Below are 24,681 nucleotides of genomic sequence, written 5' to 3'. Positions count from 1 at the left end.
TGGAGGATCTTCCAATCCTCCGATGGCCGCTGCCCAGAGATCGGCGATCCGTCGGAGGTGAGTGGGCGCGCTCGACCAAGGGAGATTGACCATGAAGCTGCTGCGAGTCGGTACGGCGGGGGCCGAGCGCCCGGCGCTGCTCGACGCCGAAGGCGCGCTGCGGGACCTGTCAGGGACCGTCACGGACATCGACGGGGCGCTGCTCTCCGACGCGAGCGCCCTCGACCGGGTCCGGGCCGCCGCCGAGTCGGGCGAGCTGCCCGTGCTCGACGCGCAGGGGCTGCGGGTCGGGCCGCCGGTGGGCCGGATCGGCAAGGTCGTGTGCATCGGGCTCAACTACCACGACCACGCGGCCGAGACCGGGGCCACGCCGCCCGCCGAACCCGTCATCTTCTTCAAGGCGGCGGACACGGTGGTCGGGCCCGCCGACACCGTGCTGGTGCCGCGCAAGTCGGTCAAGACCGACTGGGAGGTCGAGCTCGCGATCGTCATCGGGCGCACCGCCCGCTACCTGGAGTCCGACGCGGAGGCGCTCGCGCACGTCGCCGGGTACGCGGTGTCGCACGACGTGTCCGAGCGCGAGTTCCAGATCGAGCGCGGCGGCACCTGGGACAAGGGCAAGAACTGCGAGACGTTCAACCCGCTGGGCCCGTGGCTGGTGACGACGGACGAGGTCCCCGACCCGCAGGCGCTGTCCCTGAAGCTCTGGGTCAACGGCGATCTGAAGCAGGACGGGACCACGGCCCAGCAGATCTTCCCGGTGGCCGAAGTGGTGCGCTACGTAAGCCAGTTCATGACGCTGTACCCGGGCGACGTCATCAACACCGGTACGCCGGCGGGCGTGGCCATGGGCCAGCCGGAGCCGAAGCCGTACCTGCGGGCCGGTGATGTGGTGGAGCTGGAGATCGAGGGTCTGGGCAGGCAGCGCCAGGAGCTGAAGGATGCGTAGCCCTTCGGGGCGGGGCGCGGCGGATTCTTGATGCCCCGGGGTGGAGTCAGCGGGGCCTTCGCCGACTCCACCTGCGGGTGCGTCGTGGCTGGGCGCGCAGTTCCCCGCGCCCCTACGGGGCGTACTCGCGGCTTACGTGAACCGCTCCAGCGCCTCCACCACCAGCGCGTGGTCCGCGGCCTGCGGGAGGCCCGACACGACGACCGTGCCGATCACGCCCGCGCCCCGCACCGCGATCGGGAACGCGCCGCCGTGCGCCGCGTACGCGTCCGGGTCCAGGCGCGAGGACTCCTCGAACGTCGTCCCCTTGGCGCGGAAACGCGTGCCGACCAGGAACGACGAGCAGCCGTAACGCTCGACGACACGGCGCTTGCGCTGGATCCAGGCGTCGTTGTCCGGGGTCGAGCCCGGCAGTGCCGCGTGGAAGAGCTGCTGGCCGCCGCGGGTGATGTCGACGGCCACCGGGGCCCGGCGTTCGCGGGCGAGATCGACCAGGAGGGTGCCGAGTGCCCAGGCGTCCTCGTACGTGAAGTGGGGGAGGACCAGGCGGAGTTCCTGGTCCTCCAGCTCCTCGATCGTCGGTGCGGCGGGCGTCGTCATACGACCACCGTCACACCGTCGCGGGCCGAGCGGCGTGCCGCCTCCAGGACGTCGAGGGCCGATGCCGCCTCGTGCGCGGAGACCGGGTTGCCGCCGGTGCCACGGAGCGCCGCGGCCACGGCCGCGTAGTACGCGGGGTAGTCGCCCGGCAGCGTCTTGACCGGGTTGCCGCCGCCGGTCAGCGGGGACTCGCCGGAGCCGACGCGGCCCCACATGCATTCGAGTTCCTCGCCCCAACTGTCCTCGCTGGTGGGCCGCTTGCCGTCGCGGAGTGCGGCTTCCTGCGGGTCGAGGCCGTACTTCACGTAGCCCGCCGCCGAGCCGAGCGCGCGGAAGCGCGGGCCGAGCTGGGCGGTGGTGGCGCTCACGTACAGGTGCGAGCGGACGCCGCTCTCGTGCGTGATCGCGATGAACGTGTCGTCGTCTGCCTCGGCGCCGGGGCGGCGGACGTCGGACTCGGCGTACACGGACCGCGCGGGACCGAAGAGAACGAGCGCCTGGTCGACCACGTGGGACCCGAGGTCGTACAGCAGACCTCCGATCTCTTCGGGGTTTCCGGACTCGCGCCAGCCGCCCTTGGGCTGCGGGCGCCACCGCTCGAAGCGGGATTCGAAGCGCCATACGTCGCCGAGCTCGCCGTCGGCGATGAGCTTCTGGAGAGTGCGGAAGTCGTTGTCCCAGCGGCGGTTCTGGAAGACGGAGAGGAGCAGCCCCCGGTCGTCGGCGAGGCCCGCGAGCTCGCGGGCCTCGGCTGCCGTGCCCGCGATCGGCTTGTCCACGACGACCGGGAGGCCCGCCTTGAGGGCGGCGGTCGCGAGCGCGACGTGCGTCTTGTTCGGGGAGGCGATCACCACCAGGTCGAGCTCGTCCGCGCGGGCCCAGAGGTCGTCGGCCGACGCGGCGAAGTTCAGCCCGTCACCGAACTCGGCGCGAGCCTGGGCCTGCCGCTCGGGGTTCGACGTGACGACCGTGTCGAGGGCGAGGCCCTCGGTGGCGGCGATCAGCGGGGCGTGGAATACGGAGCCCGCGAGGCCGTATCCGATGAGGGCGACGCGTAGAGGGGAGCCACGTAGAGGGGAGCCTGTACCAGTCATGCGTTCCACTTAAGCAACGGTGTTGCCAAAGCGCAAGCGCGGGCGACAATGGGGGGTGTGAACAGGACTGATGTGGGAGCCCAGAGGGCCGGCGGCGGTGGTCGGACGGGCGGCGGAGTGAATCTGCCCGCGCTGCGCGGGCACAACGCCGCCCTGGTGCTCGACCTGCTGCGCACGGCAGGCGACGGCGGCATAAGCCGACTGGAACTGGCCGAGCGTACGGGGCTCACGCCGCAGGCCGTCAGCAAGATCACCGCGCGGCTGCGTACGGAGGGGCTCGCGGCGGAGGCGGGCCGGCGGGCGTCCACGGGAGGCAAGCCGCGGACGCTCCTGCGCCTCGTCCCGGAGGCGGGCCATGCGATCGGCCTCCACCTGGACCGCGACGAACTGACCGCGGTCCTGGCCGACCTGACGGGCCACGTGGTCGCGGAACGCCGGGCACCGCTGGATTTCGCCGCGGGTGCGGAGGCGGTGGTGGACGCGGCGGTGGAGGTGGTGCGGGGGCTGGCCCCTGGCCTGAAACCGGCCCCGGATGCGGGCCCGGATGCGGCCCCGGATGCGGGGGCGGGCCTGCTCGGTGTGGGGATCGCACTGCCGGGGCCGCTCGACCACTCCGACGGGGTGCTGCACCGCGTGACGGGCTTCCCCGCGTGGGACGGCTTCCCGCTGCGGGACGCGTTCGCGGGGCGGCTCGGGCTGCCGGTGGTCGTGGACAAGGACACGAACGCGGCGGCCCTTGGCCTCGCGCTGGGCGGGGTGGCGGAGTCCTTCGCGTATCTGCACCTCGGGACGGGCCTGGGCGCGGGCCTCGTACTGGGCGGAAGCCTCTACCGGGGCGCGCGCACCGGGGCGGGCGAGTTCGGCCACCAGGTGATCCAGCTGGACGGCCCGCGATGCGAATGCGGCAACCGCGGCTGCATCGAGGCGCTGTGCCTTGCGGCGGTCGCGCGGGGCGATCTGGACGAGGCGGCGCGGGTCCTCGGGGCGGGGGCGGGGAACCTGGTCAGCCTGCTCGACATCGACCTCGTACTCCTGGGCGGCCGAGCCGTCCTGGCCGACGAGGAGCGCTTCGTACGAGGGGTCGGCGAGGTACTCACCACTCGCGCGAGGCAAGGCGGCGACGGCACGGAGGTCCCGGTGTCCATCGCACCCGGCGGCGACCGGGGCGTGGCGGAGGGCGCGGCCCAACTGGTACTGACCCCCCTCTTCGGCAGGGCGAACGCGGCGTTTCCGGCGGGGAGGGGGTAGGGGCGTCGTCGGCTGGTGGAGGCCGGTAGGAGCCCTCGGCTGGTGGAGGCCGCCGCTGGGGGCACCCTGGCCATCACGGCCCGCTGGCGCGGTGGCGTCCCTGGCCACCCCGGCCCGCTGGCGGTGGCATCCCTGGTCGCCACAGCCCGCTGACAGTGGCGACCCGGGCCACTGGGACCCGCTGATGCGGCATCCCGGCCACCGCAACCCGCGGATCAAGGGCAACCCCCGGCCGCCAGAGCCCACCCCCTCACCCCACCCCGGCAACCCGAATTAACGGAAAGTCGGCTGATAGGGCGGACTTGCGCGGGCCAGTCGGCGGTATGGGGTGGTGGCGTGGGTGGGGGAGAGCGGGGGGCGTGGCAATCTCGCGGGGTCCGTTCCCGCCACACAAGGCCCCCGCTCCCGCCCGCCCGCGCCCAGCAAAGGCCCCTCATGCGACTCCGCCGCCCGCTCGCCTCCGGCATCACCGTCGTCGCCGCCGTCCTCCTGCCCGGAGCGGTTCCAGCGGCTGCCGTGGAGAGGCCGCCGGAGAGCGGGGTGGCGGCTGCCGTTTCCGTACCGCTGCCGGGAGCCGCGCAGCCTCCCACCTGCTCCGATCCCGGGAGTGAGGACTTTCCCATCGGGACGCGGATCCGAGGGGGGCCCGCCGCCTACGAAGCCGGCGGCGGCTACCGGCGCTGGTCCGTCGAGCTGGCCAACACCACCCGCGGCACCTGCGGAAACATCCACCCCGTCGTCGTCATCGTCGACAAGGAGCGCGAGCTGCGGCCCCGCGAGGTCCAGTTGGAGTTCCGCGACGGCAAGCGCTGGCGTCCCGTCACGTTCGAGCAGACCGATCGGGACGAGAACGTCGGCGTCTTCGACGACGGATTCCCCGGGTTCACGGTCAAGGCTGGTCGGACCCTCACCGTGAAGGTGCGGCTCTCCTTCACCTCCGAGGCCCGCTCCGAACACGCCGTCATCTCCGCCGCCGTCGTCCAGCGCCGTGCCGACGACGGCGACTGGGTGGGCGAGTCCGAGGACTATCCGTTCGCCATTGATGCCCATGAAGGCCACGGCGATGGGGATGGCGATGGAGATGCGGACGGGGGCGGTGACGGTGCCGACGGCGGAACCGACGCGGGCGAGAGCGGCGGGCGCGACGGCGGCGACGGTGCCTCGGACCTCCACGGCGGCGGCAGCGGCGGGCAAGGGGACTCCGATGCCGGAGGGTCGACCTCGTACGCCGATGAACTCGCCGCCACAGGACCCCGCGCCCTGCTCGGCGTCAGCGCCGTCGCCGGTGCGCTGTTCGCCGCGGGCTGGGCCCTCGTCGTAGGCGCGAGGCGCCTGCGGGCCACCCGCCGGCGCTGAAACCCCGCACGCCGACGCCGAGCCCCGCGCGGACAGCGGGTGTTCACGCGCCCGTTCACGTACGTCTGCGAACATCCCCGGGTGGACAACCCGAACCCCCCGCACCCTCCCGCGCACCTGCTCGACCAGGCCCCCGGCGCCCCCATCCGCTCCGGCATCCCCGAGCACGGCCGCATCCCGAAGTACTACGCGGTGAAGGCCCGGATCGCCGACCTCATAGAGGAGTTGGGGGACGGGCAGACGCTGCCGACCGAGCGGGACCTCGCCGTGCGGTACGAGGTCGCCCGGGAGACCGTCCGGCAGGCGCTGCGTGAGCTGCTGCTCGAAGGGCGGCTGCGCAGGCAGGGGCGCGGCACCGTCGTCGCGGGCCCCAAGCTGGAGCAGCCCCTGTCCCTCGCGAGCTATACCGAAGGCGTACGGCGACAGGGGCGCACCCCGGGGCGACATCTCATCTCCCTCGACCAGTTCCCCGCCCCCGAGGCCCTCGCCGCCGAGATCGGGGTCAAGCAGGGGGAGCCCGTCTGGCACATGGAGCGTGTGCTGCTCGCCGACGACGAACGGGTCGGCCTGGAGAGCACGTACGTCTCCGTGGCCCGTGCCCCCGCCCTCGACCGGGAGTTTGAGCCGGACTCCTCCTTCTACGCCTACCTGCGCGACCGGCTCGGCATCTCCTTCGGCGACGCCGACGAACGCATCGAGACCGTCCTGGCCACGCCCCGCGAGGCCCTGCTCATCGGCACCCCTCCCGCGCTGCCCATGCTGCTGATCCACCGCGTCTCCCGCGACACCTCCGGCAGCCCCCTGGAACGCGTCCGCACGCTCTACCGCGGCGACCGGTTCTCCTTCACCACCCATCTGGGCAACGGCGGCTGATCCCTCCTCCCCGCAGCCGACACCCGACTGCACTGGATTGCACTCGACTCAGGTAACGAGAACATAACGGGTCTAGGCCAAGCTTGGGTGCCCGTTCACCGTCCCGTTGCCGTTCGGACCACGGCGGGTCACCCGTCCCCAGGAGCGTTGCCGCCGTGAGAGTCATCGTCGTAGGAGCCGGCGTGGTGGGAACCATGCACGCCTGGCACGCAGTGGAACGCGGCCACGAGGTCGTACAGATCGAGCGCGAGAGTGAGGCTCGCGGCGCCTCGCTGCGCAACTTCGGGCAGATATGGGTGAGCGGCCGCGCCGGGGGCGAGGAGCTGGACACCGCCCTGCGGGCCCGCGAGCTGTGGGAGGAGATAGGCGCACGGGTGGAGGGCATCGGCTTCCGGGCCAACGGCTCCCTCACCCTCGTGCGCAACGAGCGTGAGCACGCGGTCGCCGAGGCCGCCCTCGCCCGCCCCGACGCGGCGGCCCGCGGCTACAAGCTGCTGGACGCCGACGAGGCCCGCGCCCTCAACCCGGCGCTGCGGGGTGACTTCATCGCAGGCCTGTGGTGCGAGCGGGACGCGGCCGTGGAGCCGCGCGTCGCCCAACTGCGGCTGCGGGAAGCGCTGCTGGCCTCGCCCCGCTACACCTTCCTGCCCGGCCGTGAGGTCCGCGAGGTCGTCGGCGAGAACGCGGTGCGGGACGACCACGGCGACGTACACACCGGTGATGCCGTCGTGCTCGCCACCGGCGCCTGGCTCGGCGGCCTCGTCCGCGAGCTTGCGGGACCCGGCCTGCCCGTGCGCCGTGTGCGGCTGCAGATGATGCAGACGGAGCCCCTCGGCGAGGAGCTCACCACCTCCGTCGCCGACGCCGACAGCTTCCGCTACTACCCCGCGTACAGGTCGGACGCCCTCGACGCGCTCAACTCCGGGCAGCCGCAGGCACCGACCGCCGCCGAGCACAAGATGCAGCTGCTCATGGTGCAGCGCAAGGACGGCGGCCTGACCATCGGCGACACCCACGAGTACGAGCACCCCTTCGCCTTCGACGCCCTCGAGGACCCCTACGACCACCTGACCGAGGTCGTCGAGGGCTTCCTGGGCCGCCCGCTGCCGAAGATCAGGCGGCGCTGGGCCGGGGTGTACGCGCAGTGCGTCGACACGGCCCGCGTCGTGCACCGGCAGCAGGTCCGCGAGGGCGTGTGGCTGGTCACCGGGCCCGGCGGGCGCGGCATGACGTGCTCGCCCGCGATCGCCGAGAAGACCGCCGACGAGTTGGGATGGTGAGGGAGTTGCGAGACATGGTGAACGAGGGGTGCGGCCTTGTCGTCCTCGACATGGCCGGTACGACCGTCGCGGACGGCGGGCTCGTCGAGGAGGCCTTCTCCGCCGCCGCGCGGGAACTCGGCGTCGAGCCGGACTCGGCCGATCACGCGGCGAAGCTGGACTACGTACGCGCCACCATGGGCGAGTCCAAGATCTCCGTCTTCCGGCACCTGTTCGGCGACGAGGAGCTTGCCCAGCGGGGCAACGTGGCGTTCGAGAAGGCGTACGGGGCGCTGGTGGACGGCGGCCGGATCGCGCCGGTCGCCGGGGCCAGGGAGGCCATCGAGGAGCTGCGGGGCGAGGGCAGGACCGTGGTGCTGACCACCGGGTTCGCCCGCGTCACCCAGGACGCCATCCTGGCCGCGCTCGGCTGGCGGGACCTCGTCGAGCTGACCCTGTGCCCCGCCGACGCGGGCGGTCGCGGCCGGCCCTACCCGGACATGGTGCTCAGCGCCTTCCTGCGGACGGGGGCGGTGGACGGCGTCCGGCAGGTCGCCGTCGCGGGCGACACGGCGTACGACATGCTCAGCGGCGTACGGGCCGGTGCCTCCGTCGTCGCCGGGGTACTGACGGGGGCGCACGACGACGGGGCGCTGCGGGCCGCCGGGGCGACGCACGTCCTCGGGAGCGTCGCCGAACTGCCTGCCCTCCTCCGGGGTGTCGGGGAATGAGCAGCGGCATCCGCTTCGACCGCGTCTCGGTCGCCTACGGCAGGAACACCGTCCTCGACTCGCTCGACCTGACCGTCGAGCCCGGCGAGGTCATGGCCCTGCTCGGCCCCTCGGGCTCGGGCAAGACGACCGCGCTGCGGGCCGTCGCCGGGTTCGTGCGGGCGGCGTCCGGGCGGGTGTTCATCGGGGAGCGCGATGTCACCGGCCTGCCGCCGCACCAGCGGGGGATCGGGATGGTCGTCCAGCAGTACGCGCTCTTCCCGCACATGAGGGTCGCGGACAACGTCGCCTTCGGCATGAAGGCGCAGAAGGTCCCCAAGTCCGAGATTCCGGGGCGGGTCGCCGAGGTGCTGGAGATGACGGGGATGGCCTCGTACGCCAAGCGGTTTCCCCGGGAGCTCTCCGGCGGGCAGCAGCAGCGGGTGGCCATCGCGCGGGCGCTGGCCATCCGGCCGGGGGTGCTGCTCCTCGACGAGCCGCTCTCCGCGCTCGACGCGCAGCTGCGGTCGGGGATGCTGGGTGAACTGGCCCGGCTGCACCGGGAGTTGCCCGACGTCTCGATCCTGTACGTCACCCATGACCAGGTCGAGGCGCTCACTCTTGCGGATCGCATCGCCGTGATGGACCGGGCGCGGCTGCGGGACTGCGGTACTCCGCAGGAACTCTATCGGGCGCCCCGGACCGAGTTCACGGCTTCTTTCGTGGGCCATGCGAATCTGCTCGCGGTGCGGGTGGGGGACGGTGGCGTCACGTTCGGCGACACCGACCTGAAGGTCGACACGGGGGAGGCGGCGCGGGGCGCCAGCGCCACGTTGTGCGTGCGGCCGCATCTGGTCGGGCTGGGGGAGGGCCCCAATGCCCTGTCCGGGCGCGTGGCCGAGGTGCAGTGGCGGGGGGCCACCCATCGGCTGTACGTGGATGTCGCGGGGCAGCGGGTGAAGGCGGACCTGCGGGAGCTGCGGGACCCTCCGGGTATTGGTGACTCGGTTACCTTGCACTTCTCCCCGGAGGATGCGGTGCTGCTGTCCGGCGGGGTGAGCGATGGATAGCGCTGGTGGGCAACTCGTTGAAGCTGAACCGGCATCGTGGGCGCAGCAGTTGGGACGGCCGGAAGGAAACCGGCGCCAAGTGCCCGCCTTCGTATGGGCCCTTCCCCCCATCGCCCTCCTGGCCCTCTTCTTCCTCTACCCCCTGGCCCTCGTGGTCCAGCAGTCCGTGCGGCCCGACACCGGCGGGACCTCCCTCCAGCCCTACTCCGACGTGTTCGCCTCCGAGGCGTTCCGGGAGGCGCTCGGGACCACCGTATGGCTGGCCGTCGGGTCCACGGCCGGGTGTCTCGTGCTCGGGTTCGCGCTCGCGCTGATCATCGCCTTCGTGCCGTTCCCGGGAGGGAAAGCCGTCGCCAGGTTCATCGACGTCTTCCTCTCCTTCCCGTCCTTCCTCATCACCCTCGCCCTGGTGTTCGTCTACGGCACCAAGGGCATGGCGAACGGCATGTGGACGGACGCGACCGGGGCCGCCGAGGGGCCATTCCAGTTCCTCACGACCCCCTGGGGCGTTCTCCTGGCCGAGATCACGTACTTCACGCCCTTCGTGATGCGCCCCCTGCTCGCCGCGTTCTCGCAGATCGACACGGCGCAGCTCGAAGTGGCCTCCAGCCTCGGCGCGAAGCCCGGCCGTATCGTCCGGCGGGTCATCCTGCCCGAGGCGCTGCCCGCCCTTGCCGCGGGCGGCAGCCTCGTACTCGTCATGTGTCTGAACGAGTTCGGGATTGTGCTCTTCACCGGCGCCAAGGGGGTCACGACCCTGCCCATGCTCGTCTACAGCAAGGCCATCCTCGAGTCCGACTACCCGGCGGCCTGTGTCGTCGCCGTGGTCAACATCGCGATCTCCGTGGGCCTCTACAGCCTCTACCGGGTGGTGAGCCGTCGTGTTGGTGCATAGCCGCAAGGGCAAGTGGGCGACCTGGCTGGTCTTCTTCGTCCTCTTCCTGCCGCTCTTCGCGCTCCCTCTGCTCGTGATCCTGGCGGCCTCCCTCTCCTCGCACTGGTCCGGCGCCTTCCCTTCCGGATTCACCACGGGGCACTACGAGTCCGCCACCCGCGGGGAGTCCCTCAAGGCGCTCACCACCAGCCTGGTCACCGCCGTCAGCGCCAGCCTGCTCGCACTCGCCGTCGGGTCCTGGGCCGCGCTCGCCGCCGCCTCGATGAAGAAGGGGGGCAAGCGCCTCCTGGACACCCTCTTCGTGCTGCCGGTCGCCGTGCCCTCCGTCGTCGTCGGGCTCGCGATCCTCGTCGCGTTCAGCAAGCCGCCGATGATCCTCAACGGCACCCGCTGGATCGTGATCCTCGCGCACACCATTCTTGTCACGGCGTTCGCCCACCAGTCGGTTTCGGCTGCCATCGTGCGACTCGACCCGGCGTACGAACAGGCCGCCGCATCGCTCGGTGCGCGGCCCTCGTACGTCCTGTGGAAGGTGAAGCTGCCGCTCCTGCTGCCGTCGCTCAACGCGGCCGCGGGCCTCTGCTTCGCGCTCTCCATGGGCGAGCTGAGCGCCACGATGATGCTCTACCCGCCGGACTGGATGCCGCTTCCCGTGCAGATCTACGCGGCCACCGATCGCGGCTCCCTCTTCACCGGTGCCGCCGTCGCGGTGGTCCTGATGGCGGCGACGCTGCTGGTCCTCTTCGCCGTCTCCCGCATCCGCACGCGCGCCTCCTATCGCTGAACTCACCCCCGTCCCACGGTTCTTCAAGGAGTACGAAACGTCATGTCGCGTCACCCCCGAACCCGCACCCGCACGCTCGCCGCCGTCTCCGGCAGCCTCGTCCTCGCCGGATCCCTCACCGCGTGCGGCGGCGACTCCGCCGCCTCCGACGCGAAGGAGGTCACCGTCTACAGCGCCGACGGCCTCAAGGGCGAGAACGGCGACGGCTGGTACGACCAGGTCTTCAAGGACTTCGAGAAGAAGACCGGCATCAAGGTGAACTACGTCGAGGGCGGCTCCGGCGAGATGGTGCAGCGCGCCGTCCGCGAGAAGTCCAACACGCAGGCAGACGTCATCATCACCCTGCCGCCGTTCATCCAGCAGGCGGACGAGAAGGGCCTGCTCCAGGCCTACAAGCCCGAGGGCTCGGACCAGGTCGACGGCGCCGACAAGGCCACCGACGGCAAGTGGACCTCCGTGGTGAACAACTACTTCGGCTTCATCTACAACAAGAAGGAGCTCGGCGGCGGCAAGGCCCCCAAGACCTGGGAGGACCTCACCGACTCCGCGTACAAGAACAAGGTCCAGTACTCCACGCCCGGCGTCGCGGGCGACGGCACCGCCGTGCTCATCAAGGCGATGCACGACTTCGGCGGCAAGAAGCCCGCCATGGATTACCTGAAGAAGCTCCAGACCAACAACGTCGGTCCCTCCGCCTCCACCGGCAAGCTCGCGCCCAAGGTCGACAAGGGCGAGCTCCTCGCCGCCAACGGTGACGTCCAGATGAACTACGCCCAGTCCAAGGACATGCCGAACCTCGGCATCTGGTTTCCCGCCAAGGAAGGCGGCAAGTCCACCACCTTCGCGCTGCCCTACGCGGCCGGCCTGGTCAACAAGGCCCCGCACAACGCCAACGCCAAGAAGTTCCTCGACTACCTGCTCAGCCAGAAGGCGCAGCAGCAGGTCAGCGAGATCGGCGGCGGTTTCGCGGCCCGCAAGGACATCAAGGCCACCGACGCGAACGCGGTCGCCCTCGACAAGATCGTCGACGGCGTCGAGATCTTCGAGCCGGACTGGACGGACATCTCCAAGAACCTCCAGACGTACGTGGAGGACTGGAAGTCGGCCACGGGAAGCTGACCCCGGTCGTGCGCAGCTGACCTCAAGTTCACCTGGTTCCACGAGAGTTCACCGTTCGCCCCCTGGCCCCGGGGTGTTAGGTAGCGAAAGGATAACGGGTATGGACCCAACGCCACTGGTTCTCCAGGGGCGTTGGCGTGTGCCATGCCGCTCACCCCCACCCCTTCCGACTGGAGGACCACGTGTCGCAAGGCATGACCCGCCGCTCGCTCCTCGTCTCCACCGCCGCCCTCGCGGTGGCCGCAGGGCCCCTCGCCGCCGTCGCCAGGGCCGCGGCCAAGACCCCCCAAGGCCCTGGTCATCGGCCTGGACGGCGCCCTGCTGAGCAGAATCAAGGACGCCGACGCACCCGCGCTCAAGGGCCTGATGGCCGCGGGCCTGACCGCGCCGAGCAGCCTCTACTCCAACCCGCTCGCGCCCACCTCGTCGGGCCCCGGCTGGTCGACGCTCATCACGGGCGTGTGGCCCGACAAGCACAAGGTCGTCAACAACGAGTTCACCGGGCACAACCTCGCCGCGTACCCGGACTTCATGACCCGGATCGAGGCCGCGAAGCCGAACCTGCGGACCTACGCCGTCGCGTCCTGGAATCCGATCACCGACATCATCTTCTCGGCGAAGGTCGACGCCCGCGTCTCCACGCCGTCCGCCGAGTACGACACCGGGACCACCGCCCGTGCCGTCGCCGAGGTGAGGAGCGGCAATCCCGACGCGGTCTTCGTCCAGCTCGACAACATCGACCACGCGGGCCACGACAGCGGCGCCGCGAGCCAGGCCTATCTCGACGCGATCCACGGCGCCGACGCCCAGGTCGGCCAGATCGTCGCCGCGGTCAAGTCCCGTGCCACGTACGGCGAAGAGGACTGGCTCATCATGATCACCGCCGATCACGGGCACACCGACGCGGGCGGTCACGGCGGTTCGAGCCGGCCCGAGCGCCAGACCTTCATGATCGCCACCGGCGGTACGGTCACCCCGGGTTCGGTCCGCCACGACGTCCGCATGCCCGACATCGCCGCGAGCGCGCTCGCCCACCTCGGCATCGCGATCGACCCGGCCTGGGGCCTGGACGGGCACCCGGTCCAGCAGCCCACGGCGGACGCGTTCGACGCCCTGCGCGCCAAGCTCACCGGACCCGTCGACGAGACCGGCATCGGCGCCGGCGTCATCGGCTTCACGCACACACCGCCGAGTGGCTGGAGCGTCGACAACTCCCGGATGGGCACCGGCGGCATCACCGAGTGGCGCGGCTGGTCCTTCACCACGGACGAGTTCTGGACGAAGGCCCAGCGCGACCAGCAGCGCGAGAACAACATCCGCGCCCGGAACGTCTTCGCGGTGGCGGACGGCGACGAGTGGACCGACAAGTCCTTCTCGGGCACCTTCGACTCGACCCTGGTCAGCCCCGCGTACGAGGTGCGGGGCGGCGCACGGGCCACCCTCACCTACACGACGTACTACCGCCAGGAGGCCCCGCAGAAGGGCGAGGTGCTCGTCTCGTACGACGGAGGGGCCCCCGTCGCCGTGAAGGCGTACACCGCGGACACCCCCTCCCGCGTCGAGAACATCGCCCTCCAGGTGCCCGCGGGAGCCAAGAGCGCGCAGGTCCGCTTCCGGTACACCGGCGGGAACAACTGGTATTGGGTGATCGACGGGGTCACGATCACCGCTTCCTGATTAGGCTGAGGGGCGTCGGCACAGAGCTGTCCCGGCGCCCCTGGCCTCACCCGTTCATCGCAGACCGCAGGAGTGCACCCCATGGCAGAGCGCAAGCCCATCGAATCGTGGCTCACCGACATGGACGGCGTGCTCATCCACGAGGGCGTCCCGATCCCCGGCGCCGACTCCTTCATCAAGCGGCTCCGCGAATCCGGTAAGCCCTTCCTGGTCCTGACGAACAACTCGATCTACACCGCCCGCGACCTCCAGGCCCGCCTGAACCGCATGGGCCTCGACGTGCCCGTCGAGAACATCTGGACGTCGGCGCTCGCCACCGCGAAGTTCCTGGACGACCAGCGCCCCGGCGGCACCGCGTACGTCATCGGCGAGGCGGGCCTCACCACCGCCCTGCACGACATCGGGTACGTCCTGACCGACCACGACCCGGACTACGTGGTGCTCGGCGAGACCCGTACGTACTCCTTCGAGGCCATGACCAAGGCCGTGCGGCTGATCAATGGCGGGGCCCGCTTCATCTGCACGAACCCGGACGAGACCGGCCCCTCCATGGAAGGGCCGCTGCCCGCGACCGGCGCCGTCGCCGCGCTGATCACCAAGGCCACCGGGCGCAGCCCCTACTTCGCGGGCAAGCCGAACCCGCTGATGATGCGGACCGGTCTGAACGCGATCGGGGCGCACTCCGAGACCAGCGCCATGATCGGCGACCGCATGGACACCGACATCCTCGCCGGCCTCGAGGCCGGAATGGAGACGTTCCTGGTGCTCACGGGCCTGACGTCCCGCAAGGACATCGACCAGCACCCGTTCCGGCCCTCGAACGTCGTGGACTCGATCGCAGACCTCGTCGACCGCGTGTGACCACCCGTTTGCCGCACACGGGAGGCGTGAGCAGCAGCCGCGCGTGAACCTCGGAACAGGAGGTTCACGATGCGTAGAGGTTCACTCACCCTTCGTGGCATAGCCGGGGCCGCGGTCCTCGCCGCGCTCCCCGTCGTCGCCACGACGCCCGCACACGCCCACGACGAGGGCAAAGTGCACGCCACGGTCTCCCCGGCCAGCGCCGCTTCCGGGGCCAAAGTGGAGATCAGCGTCGATGGCTGCGACGGGACGACCGGTTCCGCGGGGTCCGGGGCGTTCACGGGCGACGCGAAGCTCACCGGCAGGGACGGCGACAAGTACTCCCTGAACGGCTCCGCCACGATCAGGGACGGCGTCACCGGCTCGTACGACGTCACCATCGTCTGTGACGGCCACCCCCACCAGGGCGCGGGCACCGTACGCGTCGTCCAGCACCACTCCGAGCCCGTGTCACCGGTCCGCGCGGGCGGCGGCGGCACCGCCCAGCTCGCCGCGCACACCGAGGAGGCGGGCCCCGGCACCCGGCACGCGGTGATCGGCCTGGTGCTCGCCGGGGTGGCCGCCGTGGCCGTGGCGCTCCGCAGCGTCCGCCGGCGCCGCTCCGAGTGACGGGCGACGGCCGCGATGTCGGACCATGAGGGATCGGCAGGGCACGGGCGCTTCCTCACCGGGGTCGCCTGGGCCCTGGTGCTGGTCGGCCTCTGGCTGTGGGGCAGCGAGATCACCGACGTACGGGGCGGTGTCTCGGAGCCCACGAACGGCGACGTGGCGGCGGTGGGCCGCCCCTTCGCCGTCGAACTCCCGGACGCGCACGAGCCGCTCGGAGCCGCCAGGCCGCAACGCGTCGACATCCCCTCGCTGAAGGTGCGGGCACCCGTGATCAGCCGCGGCCTCGACCCGGAGGGCGCCATCGATCCGCCGCCCTTCGAGCAGGCGGAATCCGTCGGCTGGTACGGCGGCGGGACGCGCCCCGGAGCGGCGGGTACGTCCCTGCTCGTGGGCCACGTCGACACCGAGACGCGCCCCGCGGTCTTCTACGACCTCAGCGCGGTGCGCCCCGGCGAGAAGGTCAGGGTGACCCGGGACGACGGCTCGGTCGCCGAGTTCACCGTGGACGACGTCCAGGTCCTCAGCCGGGACCGCTTCGACGCGAAGAAGGCGTACGGCCCCCACGAGGAGGGCCGCGCCGAGCTCCGCCTGATCACGTGCGGCGGCTCGTTCGACCGGGCGACCAAGACGTACTCGGCGAACGTGGTGGTGTCGGCCTACCTCACCGGGGTGGGCCCGTAGAGGCGGTGCCGGGGCGCGAGCGCACTCCCGCCGCGCTCGCGCCCACGGCGGCCCCTTCCCGGGCGGCCCGCAGTCCCAGGCCTCCGAAGACCGCCGCGAACACCGCCCACAGCAGGGCGTGCGAGGCGACCGAGAGGACGCGGAAGTCCCACAGGAGCACCGCGTCGACCGGGACCGGGTCGGGATTGTCCGGGAGCAGGAAGAGCACGGCGAGCACGGCGACCGTCGTGAGGGCCGCCGCGGTCTGCCGCACCGGGTCGGGTCTCTCCGACAGGCGTACGTACACCTGCCGGACCAGGAGCATGCCGAGGACGCCGATCGCCACGGACGCGAGCCACATCGCCTGGCGGTCACCGACCGTGCCCGCGTCGCCGACGCCCGGCGGGTTCGCCGGGTAGCGCAGACCGGGCAGCAGGGAGACGGCGAGGAAGGCCGCCCCCGCGAAGGCGAGGGCACGCGGCCACGGGTGCGCGTACGGATCGCGGCGGTGCACCAGGGCGTACGCCACCGCGCAGAGGACGCCGACGGCGAGACCGGCGACGAGTGCGGTGACCACCAGGCCCGCGTGCTGGGTCGAGCGCGTGAAAAGCTCCTCGTGGTGCTGCGTGTGCTCATGGCCGGCCGACCGCTTCTCCTCGGCGCGGATCGCCCGGTCCATCAGCGGCTCGGCGAGGAGCAGCGAGAAGAGACCGGCCGCGAGGCCCGCCGTTCCTCCCGCCACGAGACCCCGCCCGAGCAGGGGCAGTACGGGCGAGGGCGCGGAGGATGGCATGGTGCCGTGTCCGTCCCCGGTCAGTGGCACGGGGCACCGAAGAGGTGCCGGCCGTCGTGCGCGAACTCGTGGAGATAGCTGCCGGTCGCCGAGATCAGCGAGCCGTTGTCGAGGAAGAGCGCGTAGAGCGCGATCAGCGCGATGATGGCCGCGGCCGAGGCGATGAGCCAGTCGCGGGTCTGGACCGTGGCGGCCCGGGCCGCCGTCCTGTCGGTGTGCGGTGCCGCGGTGTGCAGTGCCATGTCGAAGCGTCTCCTTCTGGGGTTCCACGCCCCGAAGCAGGAGTACGACGGCTCAGTTCCTGGCTTCCACACACCACTTGGGCGTCCGGTCACAGTGGCGGGACCGCCCCGGAATCGCACCGGGTTCCTGTCAACCGTCGCCTCGATGTATGGACTTGTCGTCCCGGAGAGTCCCAGTTGGTCATGGACACTGTCAACGGTCCCGGTACAACCAGGGCCCGGTCGGCGGCCCGCTCCCCCCGGAGCCGTCGACCGGGCTGGTCCTCGACCGCGCGCGCACGAGCTGCGGGAGTAACCCGGCGCCGGCGCGGGAGGTTCGATGGCCAACCCCGCTGTGCGGGATGGACGATCAGGCCGGGGGCTTGGGCCGTTGTGACGACTCTAGAACGGATGAGCGCTGGAGCCTAGGGGTGGATTGACGCCAAGTCGCGAGCCGCTTCCTCTCTGTGATCACCGCAGGTGGTGGGAGTTCCCGGGACGACCTTCAGGATGGCTCGGACCAACCGCCGCGCAGCGCCGCGTCGTCGAGCGATCCCTTGATCACGTCAATGGCGACCAGGTCCATGACCAGCCGTTCTCTGCGCGCGTACCGCCGCAGCGCGTCAAAGGCGTCGTCCACCCCGGTATGCCAGCGTTCGGCGAGCATGCCCTTGGCCTGTTCGATGCGTACGCGGCTGGTCAGGGCGCCCTGGAGCTGGGTGGCGAGGGTTCGATACCGCGTGTAGGCACGGTGGTTGTGCAGGCCCACCGCGGCGGCGTCGGCGATGGCCTGCGCGAGCCGCAGCTCGTCTTCGGCGTGCGGGCACCGGGAGGTCTCGGGCACGAAGACGTTGAGCGCCCCGAGCAGGGTCTCGCGCTGGCGCAGCGGCACCGCGTACGTCACCCCGATCCCGTGGCGCCGCGCCAGCGCGGTGAACTCCGGCCAGCGCTGGGCGGGTTCGGCCGCCGTGAGCCGCACCGGCGGCACGGGCAGACCGGTGCCGAGACTCTCCACGCAGGGCCCGCCGCCGTGCTGGACGCCGAGCAGGTCGAGTGCGAGTGCGTGGGGATGGCCGCCGGTGGCGACCGCGGGGGCGCCGAAGCCGTCGAAGATGACCCCGGCGGCGGACGCGTCGAGGAGCTCCACGCAGTGGCCCGCGACCCGGCCGAGGTAGAGCTCCGGGTCGAAGTCGTCGTCCAGGGTGTTCGCGGTCTCCACCAGGACTTGGGCAAGCCGTAGTTCAGAGGTGCGATCCCGCATGATCTCCTCCCCATGAGCGCCGCCCCGCCCACTGCGCCTACCCGTTGACGCCCCGCTGTAACAGGTCTCCTACAGGTCTCCGCAGCGGACGGGCGGGCCTCGTGGCCAGGGTGGGCGTATGTCAGGATTGAGAATCGGACAGTGCACCCAAGGGGGAGTGGATGTACCACAAAGGCACCGGCCGCGGTCATCGGATCGCGGTCAGGGGGTTGCAGGCCGCGGCGGCGTTTGCGGGGGCTGCGCTGCTGCTGTCGGGGTGCTCCTCCGATGACGGCTCGGGCGAGGGGGAATCCTCGGGGCCGGTCAAGCAGCAACCCAAGGGTTCCGACCCGTACTGGGTCAACCCGGAGGGGAACGCGGCCAAGCAGGTCGCCGCGTACGAGAAGGACGGCAAGAAGGACGACGCCGGTCTGATCCGGAAGATCGCCGAGCAGCCCGTCGCCGAATGGATCGTCCCGGAGAACGCGGAGGACCAGGCGCGCGGCTTCACCGAAGCGGCGCAGAAGGCCGACAGGGACGCCCTGATGGTCCTCTACAACATCCCGCACCGGGACTGCGGCCAGTACTCGGAAGGCGGCGCCGCCGACGGCAACGAGTACCGGAAGTTCATCGACCAGGTCGCCGCGGGCATCGGCGACCGCAGGGCCACGGTCATCCTGGAGCCGGACGCCGTGCTCCACATGGTCGACAACTGCACGCCGGAGCAGTTCCACGAGGAGCGGTACGACCTCCTCAAGGGCGCCATCGGGAAGCTCAAGTCCCTGAAGAACACCAAGGTGTACCTGGACGCGGGCAACGCGGGCTGGAAGAACCCGGACTCGCTCTGGGAGCCCCTGAAGTGGTCGGGCGTCGAGCAGGCCGACGGATTCTCGGTCAACGTCTCGAACTTCCAGACCACCGAGGCCAGCACGGAGTTCGGCAAGAAACTCTCGGCGAAGATCGGCGACAAGCCGTTCGTCATCGACACCGCGCGCAACGGCAACGGCCCGTACACCAAGGGCAAGGACACCTGGTGCAACCCGCCGGGCCGTGCGCTGGGCGAGGCGCCCACGACCAAGACGGACGACCCGCTCGTCGACGCGTACCTCTGGGTCAAGCGGCCCGGTGAGTCCGACGGCACGTGCCGGGGCGGCCCGAAGGCCGGCCAGTGGTGGCCCGAGTACGCGAAGGGCCTCGCGGAGGCGGCCAAGTAGAAACGCCTCACAGCGCCCCACGAGAAAGCCGCAGTCGCGACTGCCGGGTGACCGGACAGTTGCGACTGCGGCTTTCTCGTGGTTGCTCGCGCCCCGCTGCGGAGCCGCATATCGACACAGCCCCGCGCCCCTGAAGGGGCTACTTCACGTGGACCCACTTGGCCTTGCTCGGGGTGCCCTGGTCATCCGTCACGAAGAGCATGTACCAGCCCGACTCGACCAGGCTCCGCTCCTTCGGGATCGTCACCGTGACGCCGTCCGCGGACTTCTTCAGGTCCAGGGCGATGGACGTCTGGTCGATGTCCGTGACGTGCGTCGAGGCGCTCGGCCTGATCAGACGGGCCGTCGTGATGGACGAGGCGTGCTGGGTCTTGAACGTCCCCGACCCGCCACGGCTCATCTCCTCGGGACCGCCGGTGAGCTTGGGCTGCGAGCCCTGGTAGAGATACGGCGGGGTGTAGATCTCGATGCGCTGCTCGAAGACGCCGGGCTTGGTGTTGGCCTTGTCGGCGTAGAGCGAGTCGGAGCCGAAGAACATCACGCGGCCGTCGGGCAGCAGGATCGAGCCCGAGTGGTAGTTGCGCCCGACCTCCGGGTCCGCGACCCGCCGCATCTTGCCGGTCTTGGCGTCGTAGATCCGCGCCTGCTTGATGTTCGAGTCACCGCGGCCGCGGTAGTCCTCGGAGCCGCCGGAGATGAGCACCGTGTCGTCGGGCAGGGTCGAGGCCTGCGGGTAACGCGTGCCCTTCTCCAGCTCGGGACCGTCCACGAACTTCGGGCTGTCGTCCTTGAGGTCGACGATGCGCGTCTTCTTGCTGGACTTCTTCGACTCACCGACACCGCCACCGCCGACGACCATGTACTTCTGGTCCTGCGCGGGCGGCAGTTCGACCGTGTTGGAGGTCTCCAGGATGTTCGGGTCGCTCATCCCCGGAATCCCCTTCCAGCTGCCCTTCTCCTCCAGGTCCCAGGTGCCGGGCTTGCGGCCGACGTCATCGGGGCCGTAGCCCGCGTTCGATCCCGAGTAGAAGAGCCTGCCGTTCTCCAGCTGGAAGACCGCGGGGTAGGTCGGGAACTGCCGGACCTGCTTGGTGTACGTCCACTTCTTGGTCTTCGGGTCGTACACCTCGTTCTTGCCCGGGACCAGCTGGCCGATCTCGTCGAGGCCGGAGAGGCTGAGCACCTTGCCGTCCGAGAGCGTGGTCAGCGTGGGGTACCAGCGGGCCTCGTTCATCGGGTCGACCTTGATGTACTTCTCGGCGACCGGGTCGAACTCGAAGGCGTCCTTGATCCCCTGGAAGTCCTTCTTGTCCAGGGCGAGCTTCTGCGCGATGCCGTAGGTGTTGCGGGTGGCGGCGCCCTTGAGGCCCTGCACGCGGTAGTTGTCCTGCGTGCCGGTCTCGTACTTCGTGCCGCTCTTCTGCGCCTCCACGTACACCCGGCCCAGGCCCGGCTGGTTGCGTACGAACGCGCCGGTCGTCTTGTCGAAGACCTTCTTCGCGCGCTCGATGACGACCGGGTCCTTGGAGACGAACGTCTTGCCGTTCTTCTTGCCGGTGAACCTCGTGCCCGACGGCAGCGTGATCGGCTTGTCCGGGTCTTCGTTGTGCACCACCATCAGGCCGCCGGCCTTGGTGGTGTCGCCCTTGAGCTTCTCGTAGCGCTGGGTGCCGCCGGCTATCAGCAGATTGCCGTTGGCGAGCTGGGTGTGGCCGGTGCAGAAGAGGTCGACGGGCGTCTTGATCTTCTTGATCGTGTTCTTGACCGGGTCCCACAGGCGGGTGTCGAACTTCTTGGCGTCGAAGTTCTTCTGGTTGTTGCCGGAGCCCGCGACCAGCAGGATCTTGCCGGTGTGCAGGAGCGCCGCGTGGATCGTGTTCTGGCGGTACTCCTCGGGGAAGTTCACGACCTGCCAGTGGCCGTTGTCGGCCTTGTACTCCGGCTTGTTGATCTTGTAGTCGTGGTACTTCTCCGAACCCACGCGCCACAGCCACGGGCCGTTCATCCCGGCCAGCGCTATGACCACCGCCGCGCCTATCGCGATGCGGCGGGCGCGGCGGCGGCTGGAGCGGTCCTTCATTTCTTACGTCCCCCAAGGGCGATCTGCATGGTCTGGTCGTTCGATGCCCAACTGGGCTTCTGCTGCGGCGCGTGCGGCGGCTGCGGAGGCTGGTGTGCCTGCGGCAGCTCCGCCGTGGCGTCACGCTGCGGCGGCACCGTCGGGTCCCCGCCGCCCGAGGGCGGCCCCGAGGCTCCGGATCCGTGCCGGGACCTGCGCTTCTTCTTGTCCTGGCGCATGCCCCACCGCCAGGCGAAGATCGGCGCGGCCGTGATCAGCAGGGCGAACGTGGCCCACGTGATCATCGCCGGGTGGACGTGGTCGAAGACGAACGCGGCGGCCATGGAACCGCTGAAGACCAGGATGAAGAACAGGTGGATCCGGAACGTGCCGAACAGGGTGTCCGGGCTCGCCGAATCGCCCTTGGGGGTCACCACGAACTTGCTCTTGCGGCGCAGCACGGCGTCGAGCAGAGAGCGTGCGTAGACCGGCGCGGACAGCGCCGACATCACCATGCCCGCGATACCGCCGGAGCCCTCGGGCTCGTGCGGCGAGACGTTGTGGCGGCGGTTCCAGATGTAGAGGCCGATCTGCAGCGCCGACGCGTTGCCGTACAGCATCAGCCAGATCGTCGGGTCGATGTTCACGCCCGATGCGCCCATGCCGAGGAACAGCGCGCAGGAGAGCGCGGCCAGGATCCAGTTCATGGCGGACATCGGGTAGAAGATGACCATCATCGTGTAGTTGAAGAGGCGGCCCGGCGGCAGCGAGAACGGCGCCTTCCAGAACTGCTTCAGGATGGTCTCGTACGTGCCGCGCGACCACCGCAGCTGCTGCGTGAAGAAGTCCGTCCAGGCGTTGGGGCCCTCACCGACCGCGAGCACGTCCGGGGTGTAGACCGACTTCCACTTCTTGCCGGTGCGCGGGTTCGTGGCCCGGTGGATCTCGAAGCCGGTCGCCATGTCCTCGGTGATCGAGTCGTACAGACCGCCGATCTGTTTCAGCGCGCTGATCCGTACGGCGTTGCTCGTGCCGACGAACATGGGGGAGCCGTACGCGTTGCCCGCGCGCTGGATCAGCGCGTGGAAGAGGAACTGCTGGGACTCGGCGGCCTTGGTGATGAAGTTGTCGTAGTTGCCGTAGACCTGCGGGCCGATGACGAAGCCGACGTTCTCGTCACGGAAGAAGCCGAGCATCCGCTCGAGGTAGTTCGGCATCGGGACGTGGTCGGTGTCGACCGATGCGAAGAAGTCGTAGTCGCCGCCGTGCGCGTCCAGCCAGGCGTTGTAGTTGCCGTGCTTGGTCTTGGCGCGGTGCGGGCCCTTGCTCATGTTCCACTTCGCGACGCCCTTGCGGGAGAAGTGGTGCACGCCGAGCCGCTGGCAGACCTCCTTGACGGCGGGGTCGTCGCCCTCGTCGAGGAGCCAGACGTGCATCAGGCCGCGGTGGCGGATCTTGACCGCCGCCTCCAGCGTCTTCGTCACCATCTCCAGCGGCTCTTTGCCGGGCACGAAGGAGGTGAGGAAGGCGACACGGGTGCCGGTCTCGGGCACCACGGGTATCGGGTCACGGGCGACGAGCGTGGCGTGCGCGTTCGAGAGCACGTTCATGCAGCGGAAGAACTCGATCAGGCCGATCGATATGAGCATGACGATGTCGAGCGTCGGCAGCCAGTCGTTCGCGACGTAGTCACGCTTCGTCCAGTGCGTCGGCTGCAGCAGCCAGGCGAGCAGCACGAGCGAGAGCAGCGGCGCGGCTCCCAGCATCAGCGCGGCCCTGATCCGGTGCGGCTCCTGCGAGAGCAGCGAGCGGTACTGCACCTTGTAGGGCTTGGTCGGATCGGGCTGCGTGAGCGGCCCCGCGAGACGGCTGTAGTGCTCGTAGTCGTATCTCGGCAGAGCCTTCTTGATACGTCGGAACCCGCCTGTCCGGTGCGACGGAACCCGCAGTTGGGTCGTCTCTGACGGGTCGTTCGGCCCGGCGCCCGTCGGCGTCGACGTCATGAGTCATCCCCCCGCACGCGGATCGTCCGCGTGTTCGTTGGTCCTTCCGTCCGACCCGGTCCCCCGGCCTTCACGGACGCATCAGTGGCAGGCCACCGTCCCCTTAGACATGGAACAGCTACCTTCCGGTTGCATGATGCCCCCCTCGGCATCCGATCGTGACAGGGACCCCCGTCCCCACCCCGCGGGCTCCGGCCGGCCGGGCCCCCAACTGCCCCGCACCGCCTGCCTCATGAGAGCCAATGGCTCGTGCGCACAGTGGCTCAGCACAAGGTTCTACGCCCATAGCCATGATCGCAAGAGCGAAACAAGGTGTTTACCGGTCATACGAGCGATTCGAGTTGCCTGTTGGGACAGGAGCAGTCAAGCGCGTTCGAATATTACCGAAGTGTTCCCGTATGGCCCGCTCGGCCCGGAGTACATCGCCGGACCGGACCGCGTCGAGGATCTCCCGGTGCTGCCGGCAGGTGACCTTCGGGTCCTGCGGAACGTCCACCAGGTCGGTACGTACCTTATGGAAGGCGTCCCAGAAGGCTTCCAGGACCTCGCCGAGCAGCGGATTGCGAAGACAGCGGTACAGAGTGGCGTGAAATGCGCGGTCGGTTTCGGTTTGAACCGCACCCGGCCGGCCGGTCCGCCCGTCGTTCGCCGCCACCTCGGTGTCCATCCGGTCCACGAGGGCATCGAGTTCGGCCAGATCCGCGGCCGGGATGCGGCCCGCGAGACGCGCGATGAGCCCGGTCTCCACGGCCTCCCGCAGCTCCAGGAGCTGGAGCAGGCTGTCCTCGCCGCGGTAGTGGCCGGCCACCGTGCGGAAGGTGAGGCCCTCGATCATGGGAGCCATCGACATGGGCCCGACATAGGTGCCGAAACCATGCCGGATCTCCACGATGCCCATCGCCTGCAGCGCCTTGAGCGCCTCTCGCACGGAGTTCCGACTGACGCCGAGGCGTTCCATCAGTTCGGGCTCGGTCGGCAGAGAGGCCCCGGAGGGCAGCCGCTGGTCGATGATGAGCTTCTTGATCCGCTCCTGTATGTCGCGCGCCATGGCGCAACGGTAGCGGTACGGACACAGGTACCGACCCTGCCGGGAACAGGGGTATCGCCTTGCCCGGGAACCACGAAAGCCCCCCGCGTGAACGGAGGGCTTTCGCTGTCTGTGCGCCGCCAGGGACTCGAACCCCGGACCCGCTGATTAAGAGTCAGCTGCTCTAACCAACTGAGCTAGCGGCGCGCGCTGACCTGGAGAACTCTACCGGACGCCGACGGGTGCTCCGGACCAGCTGGGAGCTTGCGCGTGCCCGGGGCGGCATGGGGCTGGGGTTCGAGCGGGCTTTGTCCGGGGCGAGGCCGGGAGGCGAGGGAACCGTGAATGCGGGGCGCATCA

General features: G+C 70.3%; 23 protein-coding genes, 1 tRNA gene and 1 riboswitch. Of the genes, 15 read left to right on the top strand and 9 right to left on the bottom strand.

The window, feature by feature from the left end; genetic code table 11:
* Positions 1-91 precede the first annotated feature (91 nt).
* On the top strand, positions 92-949 hold the full coding sequence (locus tag AB0E78_RS24870; protein WP_361836379.1) for a fumarylacetoacetate hydrolase family protein: 858 nt from the start codon (positions 92-94) through the stop codon (positions 947-949).
* A 132-nt stretch (positions 950-1,081) separates the two neighbouring features.
* On the opposite strand, the gene AB0E78_RS24865 is transcribed toward AB0E78_RS24870, so the two are convergent.
* Positions 1,082-1,549: a heme-degrading domain-containing protein gene (locus AB0E78_RS24865; protein ID WP_361836376.1), complete on the bottom strand. Its 468-nt coding sequence runs from the start codon at positions 1,547-1,549 to the stop codon at positions 1,082-1,084.
* On the bottom strand, positions 1,546-2,643 hold the full coding sequence (locus AB0E78_RS24860; protein ID WP_361836373.1) for a Gfo/Idh/MocA family oxidoreductase: 1,098 nt from the start codon (positions 2,641-2,643) through the stop codon (positions 1,546-1,548). Before AB0E78_RS24860 ends, AB0E78_RS24865 begins: the two co-directional genes overlap by 4 nt.
* A gap of 48 nt (positions 2,644-2,691) precedes the next feature.
* On the opposite strand from AB0E78_RS24860, the gene AB0E78_RS24855 reads away from it, so the two are divergent.
* From AB0E78_RS24855 to AB0E78_RS24795, 13 genes are all read left to right on the top strand, one after another.
* Complete coding sequence (locus tag AB0E78_RS24855) at positions 2,692-3,891, top strand: ROK family transcriptional regulator (RefSeq protein ID WP_361836370.1); 1,200 nt, start codon at positions 2,692-2,694, stop codon at positions 3,889-3,891.
* 435 nt (positions 3,892-4,326) lie between these two features.
* The gene (locus AB0E78_RS24850; protein WP_361836368.1) at positions 4,327-5,247 is read left to right on the top strand and encodes a hypothetical protein; all 921 of its coding nucleotides are present in this window, start codon (positions 4,327-4,329) and stop codon (positions 5,245-5,247) included.
* Between the two features lie 81 nt (positions 5,248-5,328).
* Entirely contained in the window at positions 5,329-6,120 is a 792-nt protein-coding gene (locus AB0E78_RS24845) for a GntR family transcriptional regulator (RefSeq protein WP_361836365.1), read from the top strand.
* 155 nt (positions 6,121-6,275) lie between these two features.
* On the top strand, positions 6,276-7,400 hold the full coding sequence (locus AB0E78_RS24840) for a TIGR03364 family FAD-dependent oxidoreductase (protein ID WP_361836362.1): 1,125 nt from the start codon (positions 6,276-6,278) through the stop codon (positions 7,398-7,400).
* Positions 7,401-7,414: 14 nt separating this feature from the next.
* The gene (locus AB0E78_RS24835) at positions 7,415-8,110 is read left to right on the top strand and encodes a phosphonatase-like hydrolase (RefSeq protein ID WP_361836359.1); all 696 of its coding nucleotides are present in this window, start codon (positions 7,415-7,417) and stop codon (positions 8,108-8,110) included.
* On the top strand, positions 8,107-9,159 hold the full coding sequence (locus AB0E78_RS24830; protein WP_361836356.1) for an ABC transporter ATP-binding protein: 1,053 nt from the start codon (positions 8,107-8,109) through the stop codon (positions 9,157-9,159). The genes AB0E78_RS24835 and AB0E78_RS24830 overlap by 4 nt, the downstream gene beginning before the upstream one ends.
* A 49-nt stretch (positions 9,160-9,208) precedes the next feature.
* On the top strand, positions 9,209-10,054 hold the full coding sequence (locus AB0E78_RS24825; protein WP_361836353.1) for a 2-aminoethylphosphonate ABC transporter permease subunit: 846 nt from the start codon (positions 9,209-9,211) through the stop codon (positions 10,052-10,054).
* Entirely contained in the window at positions 10,041-10,838 is a 798-nt protein-coding gene (locus tag AB0E78_RS24820; RefSeq protein ID WP_361836352.1) for an ABC transporter permease subunit, read from the top strand. The genes AB0E78_RS24825 and AB0E78_RS24820 overlap by 14 nt, the downstream gene beginning before the upstream one ends.
* A gap of 42 nt (positions 10,839-10,880) precedes the next feature.
* Entirely contained in the window at positions 10,881-11,957 is a 1,077-nt protein-coding gene (locus AB0E78_RS24815; protein ID WP_361836349.1) for a 2-aminoethylphosphonate ABC transporter substrate-binding protein, read from the top strand.
* A gap of 294 nt (positions 11,958-12,251) precedes the next feature.
* On the top strand, positions 12,252-13,634 hold the full coding sequence (locus tag AB0E78_RS24810) for an alkaline phosphatase family protein (RefSeq protein WP_361836784.1): 1,383 nt from the start codon (positions 12,252-12,254) through the stop codon (positions 13,632-13,634).
* Between the two features lie 81 nt (positions 13,635-13,715).
* Positions 13,716-14,495, top strand: a complete 780-nt coding sequence (locus tag AB0E78_RS24805; RefSeq protein ID WP_361836346.1) for an HAD-IIA family hydrolase — start codon at positions 13,716-13,718, stop codon at positions 14,493-14,495.
* A gap of 69 nt (positions 14,496-14,564) precedes the next feature.
* Positions 14,565-15,104 (top strand): hypothetical protein, encoded by a 540-nt coding sequence (locus AB0E78_RS24800; protein ID WP_361836344.1) that lies wholly within the window; start codon positions 14,565-14,567, stop codon positions 15,102-15,104.
* 15 nt (positions 15,105-15,119) lie between these two features.
* On the top strand, positions 15,120-15,785 hold the full coding sequence (locus tag AB0E78_RS24795; RefSeq protein ID WP_361836341.1) for a class F sortase: 666 nt from the start codon (positions 15,120-15,122) through the stop codon (positions 15,783-15,785).
* Here the strand turns inward: AB0E78_RS24795 and AB0E78_RS24790 are convergent.
* The 3 genes from AB0E78_RS24790 to AB0E78_RS24780 all read right to left on the bottom strand — a co-directional run bounded on the left by AB0E78_RS24790 (position 15,766) and on the right by AB0E78_RS24780 (position 18,039).
* On the bottom strand, positions 15,766-16,557 hold the full coding sequence (locus AB0E78_RS24790; RefSeq protein WP_361836338.1) for a CbtA family protein: 792 nt from the start codon (positions 16,555-16,557) through the stop codon (positions 15,766-15,768). The genes AB0E78_RS24795 and AB0E78_RS24790 overlap by 20 nt on opposite strands.
* Positions 16,558-16,577: 20 nt before the next feature.
* Complete coding sequence (locus AB0E78_RS24785) at positions 16,578-16,799, bottom strand: CbtB-domain containing protein (protein WP_361836335.1); 222 nt, start codon at positions 16,797-16,799, stop codon at positions 16,578-16,580.
* Positions 16,800-16,830: 31 nt separating this feature from the next.
* Positions 16,831-16,953: riboswitch (cobalamin riboswitch) on the bottom strand.
* 330 nt (positions 16,954-17,283) lie between these two features.
* Positions 17,284-18,039 carry an ANTAR domain-containing protein gene (locus tag AB0E78_RS24780; protein WP_361836332.1) on the bottom strand — a complete coding sequence of 252 codons (756 nt, stop codon included), beginning with the start codon at positions 18,037-18,039 and terminating at the stop codon, positions 17,284-17,286.
* Positions 18,040-18,200: 161 nt separating this feature from the next.
* Here AB0E78_RS24780 and AB0E78_RS24775 point away from each other — a divergent pair, with 161 nt between their 5' ends.
* Positions 18,201-19,232, top strand: coding sequence for a glycoside hydrolase family 6 protein (locus AB0E78_RS24775; RefSeq protein ID WP_361836329.1), 1,032 nt, complete (start codon positions 18,201-18,203; stop codon positions 19,230-19,232).
* 139 nt (positions 19,233-19,371) lie between these two features.
* Here AB0E78_RS24775 and AB0E78_RS24770 read toward each other — a convergent pair whose 3' ends face one another.
* The 4 genes from AB0E78_RS24770 to AB0E78_RS24755 form a co-directional block, all read right to left on the bottom strand.
* Positions 19,372-21,312, bottom strand: a complete 1,941-nt coding sequence (locus tag AB0E78_RS24770; protein WP_361836326.1) for a kelch motif-containing protein — start codon at positions 21,310-21,312, stop codon at positions 19,372-19,374.
* Positions 21,309-23,294 (bottom strand): glycosyltransferase family 2 protein, encoded by a 1,986-nt coding sequence (locus AB0E78_RS24765; RefSeq protein ID WP_361836325.1) that lies wholly within the window; start codon positions 23,292-23,294, stop codon positions 21,309-21,311. Before AB0E78_RS24765 ends, AB0E78_RS24770 begins: the two co-directional genes overlap by 4 nt.
* A 316-nt stretch (positions 23,295-23,610) precedes the next feature.
* Positions 23,611-24,342 (bottom strand): FadR/GntR family transcriptional regulator, encoded by a 732-nt coding sequence (locus tag AB0E78_RS24760; protein WP_361836322.1) that lies wholly within the window; start codon positions 24,340-24,342, stop codon positions 23,611-23,613.
* A 112-nt stretch (positions 24,343-24,454) separates the two neighbouring features.
* Positions 24,455-24,528, bottom strand: a tRNA-Lys gene (locus AB0E78_RS24755).
* Between the last annotated feature and the right edge of the window lie 153 nt (positions 24,529-24,681).

The sequence above is a fragment of the Streptomyces sp. NPDC032198 genome, assembly GCF_040636975.1.
Lineage (GTDB): Bacteria > Actinomycetota > Actinomycetes > Streptomycetales > Streptomycetaceae > Streptomyces.
Note: the sequence above shows the minus strand (reverse complement) of the source record. Positions and strands in the feature narration are given on the sequence as shown.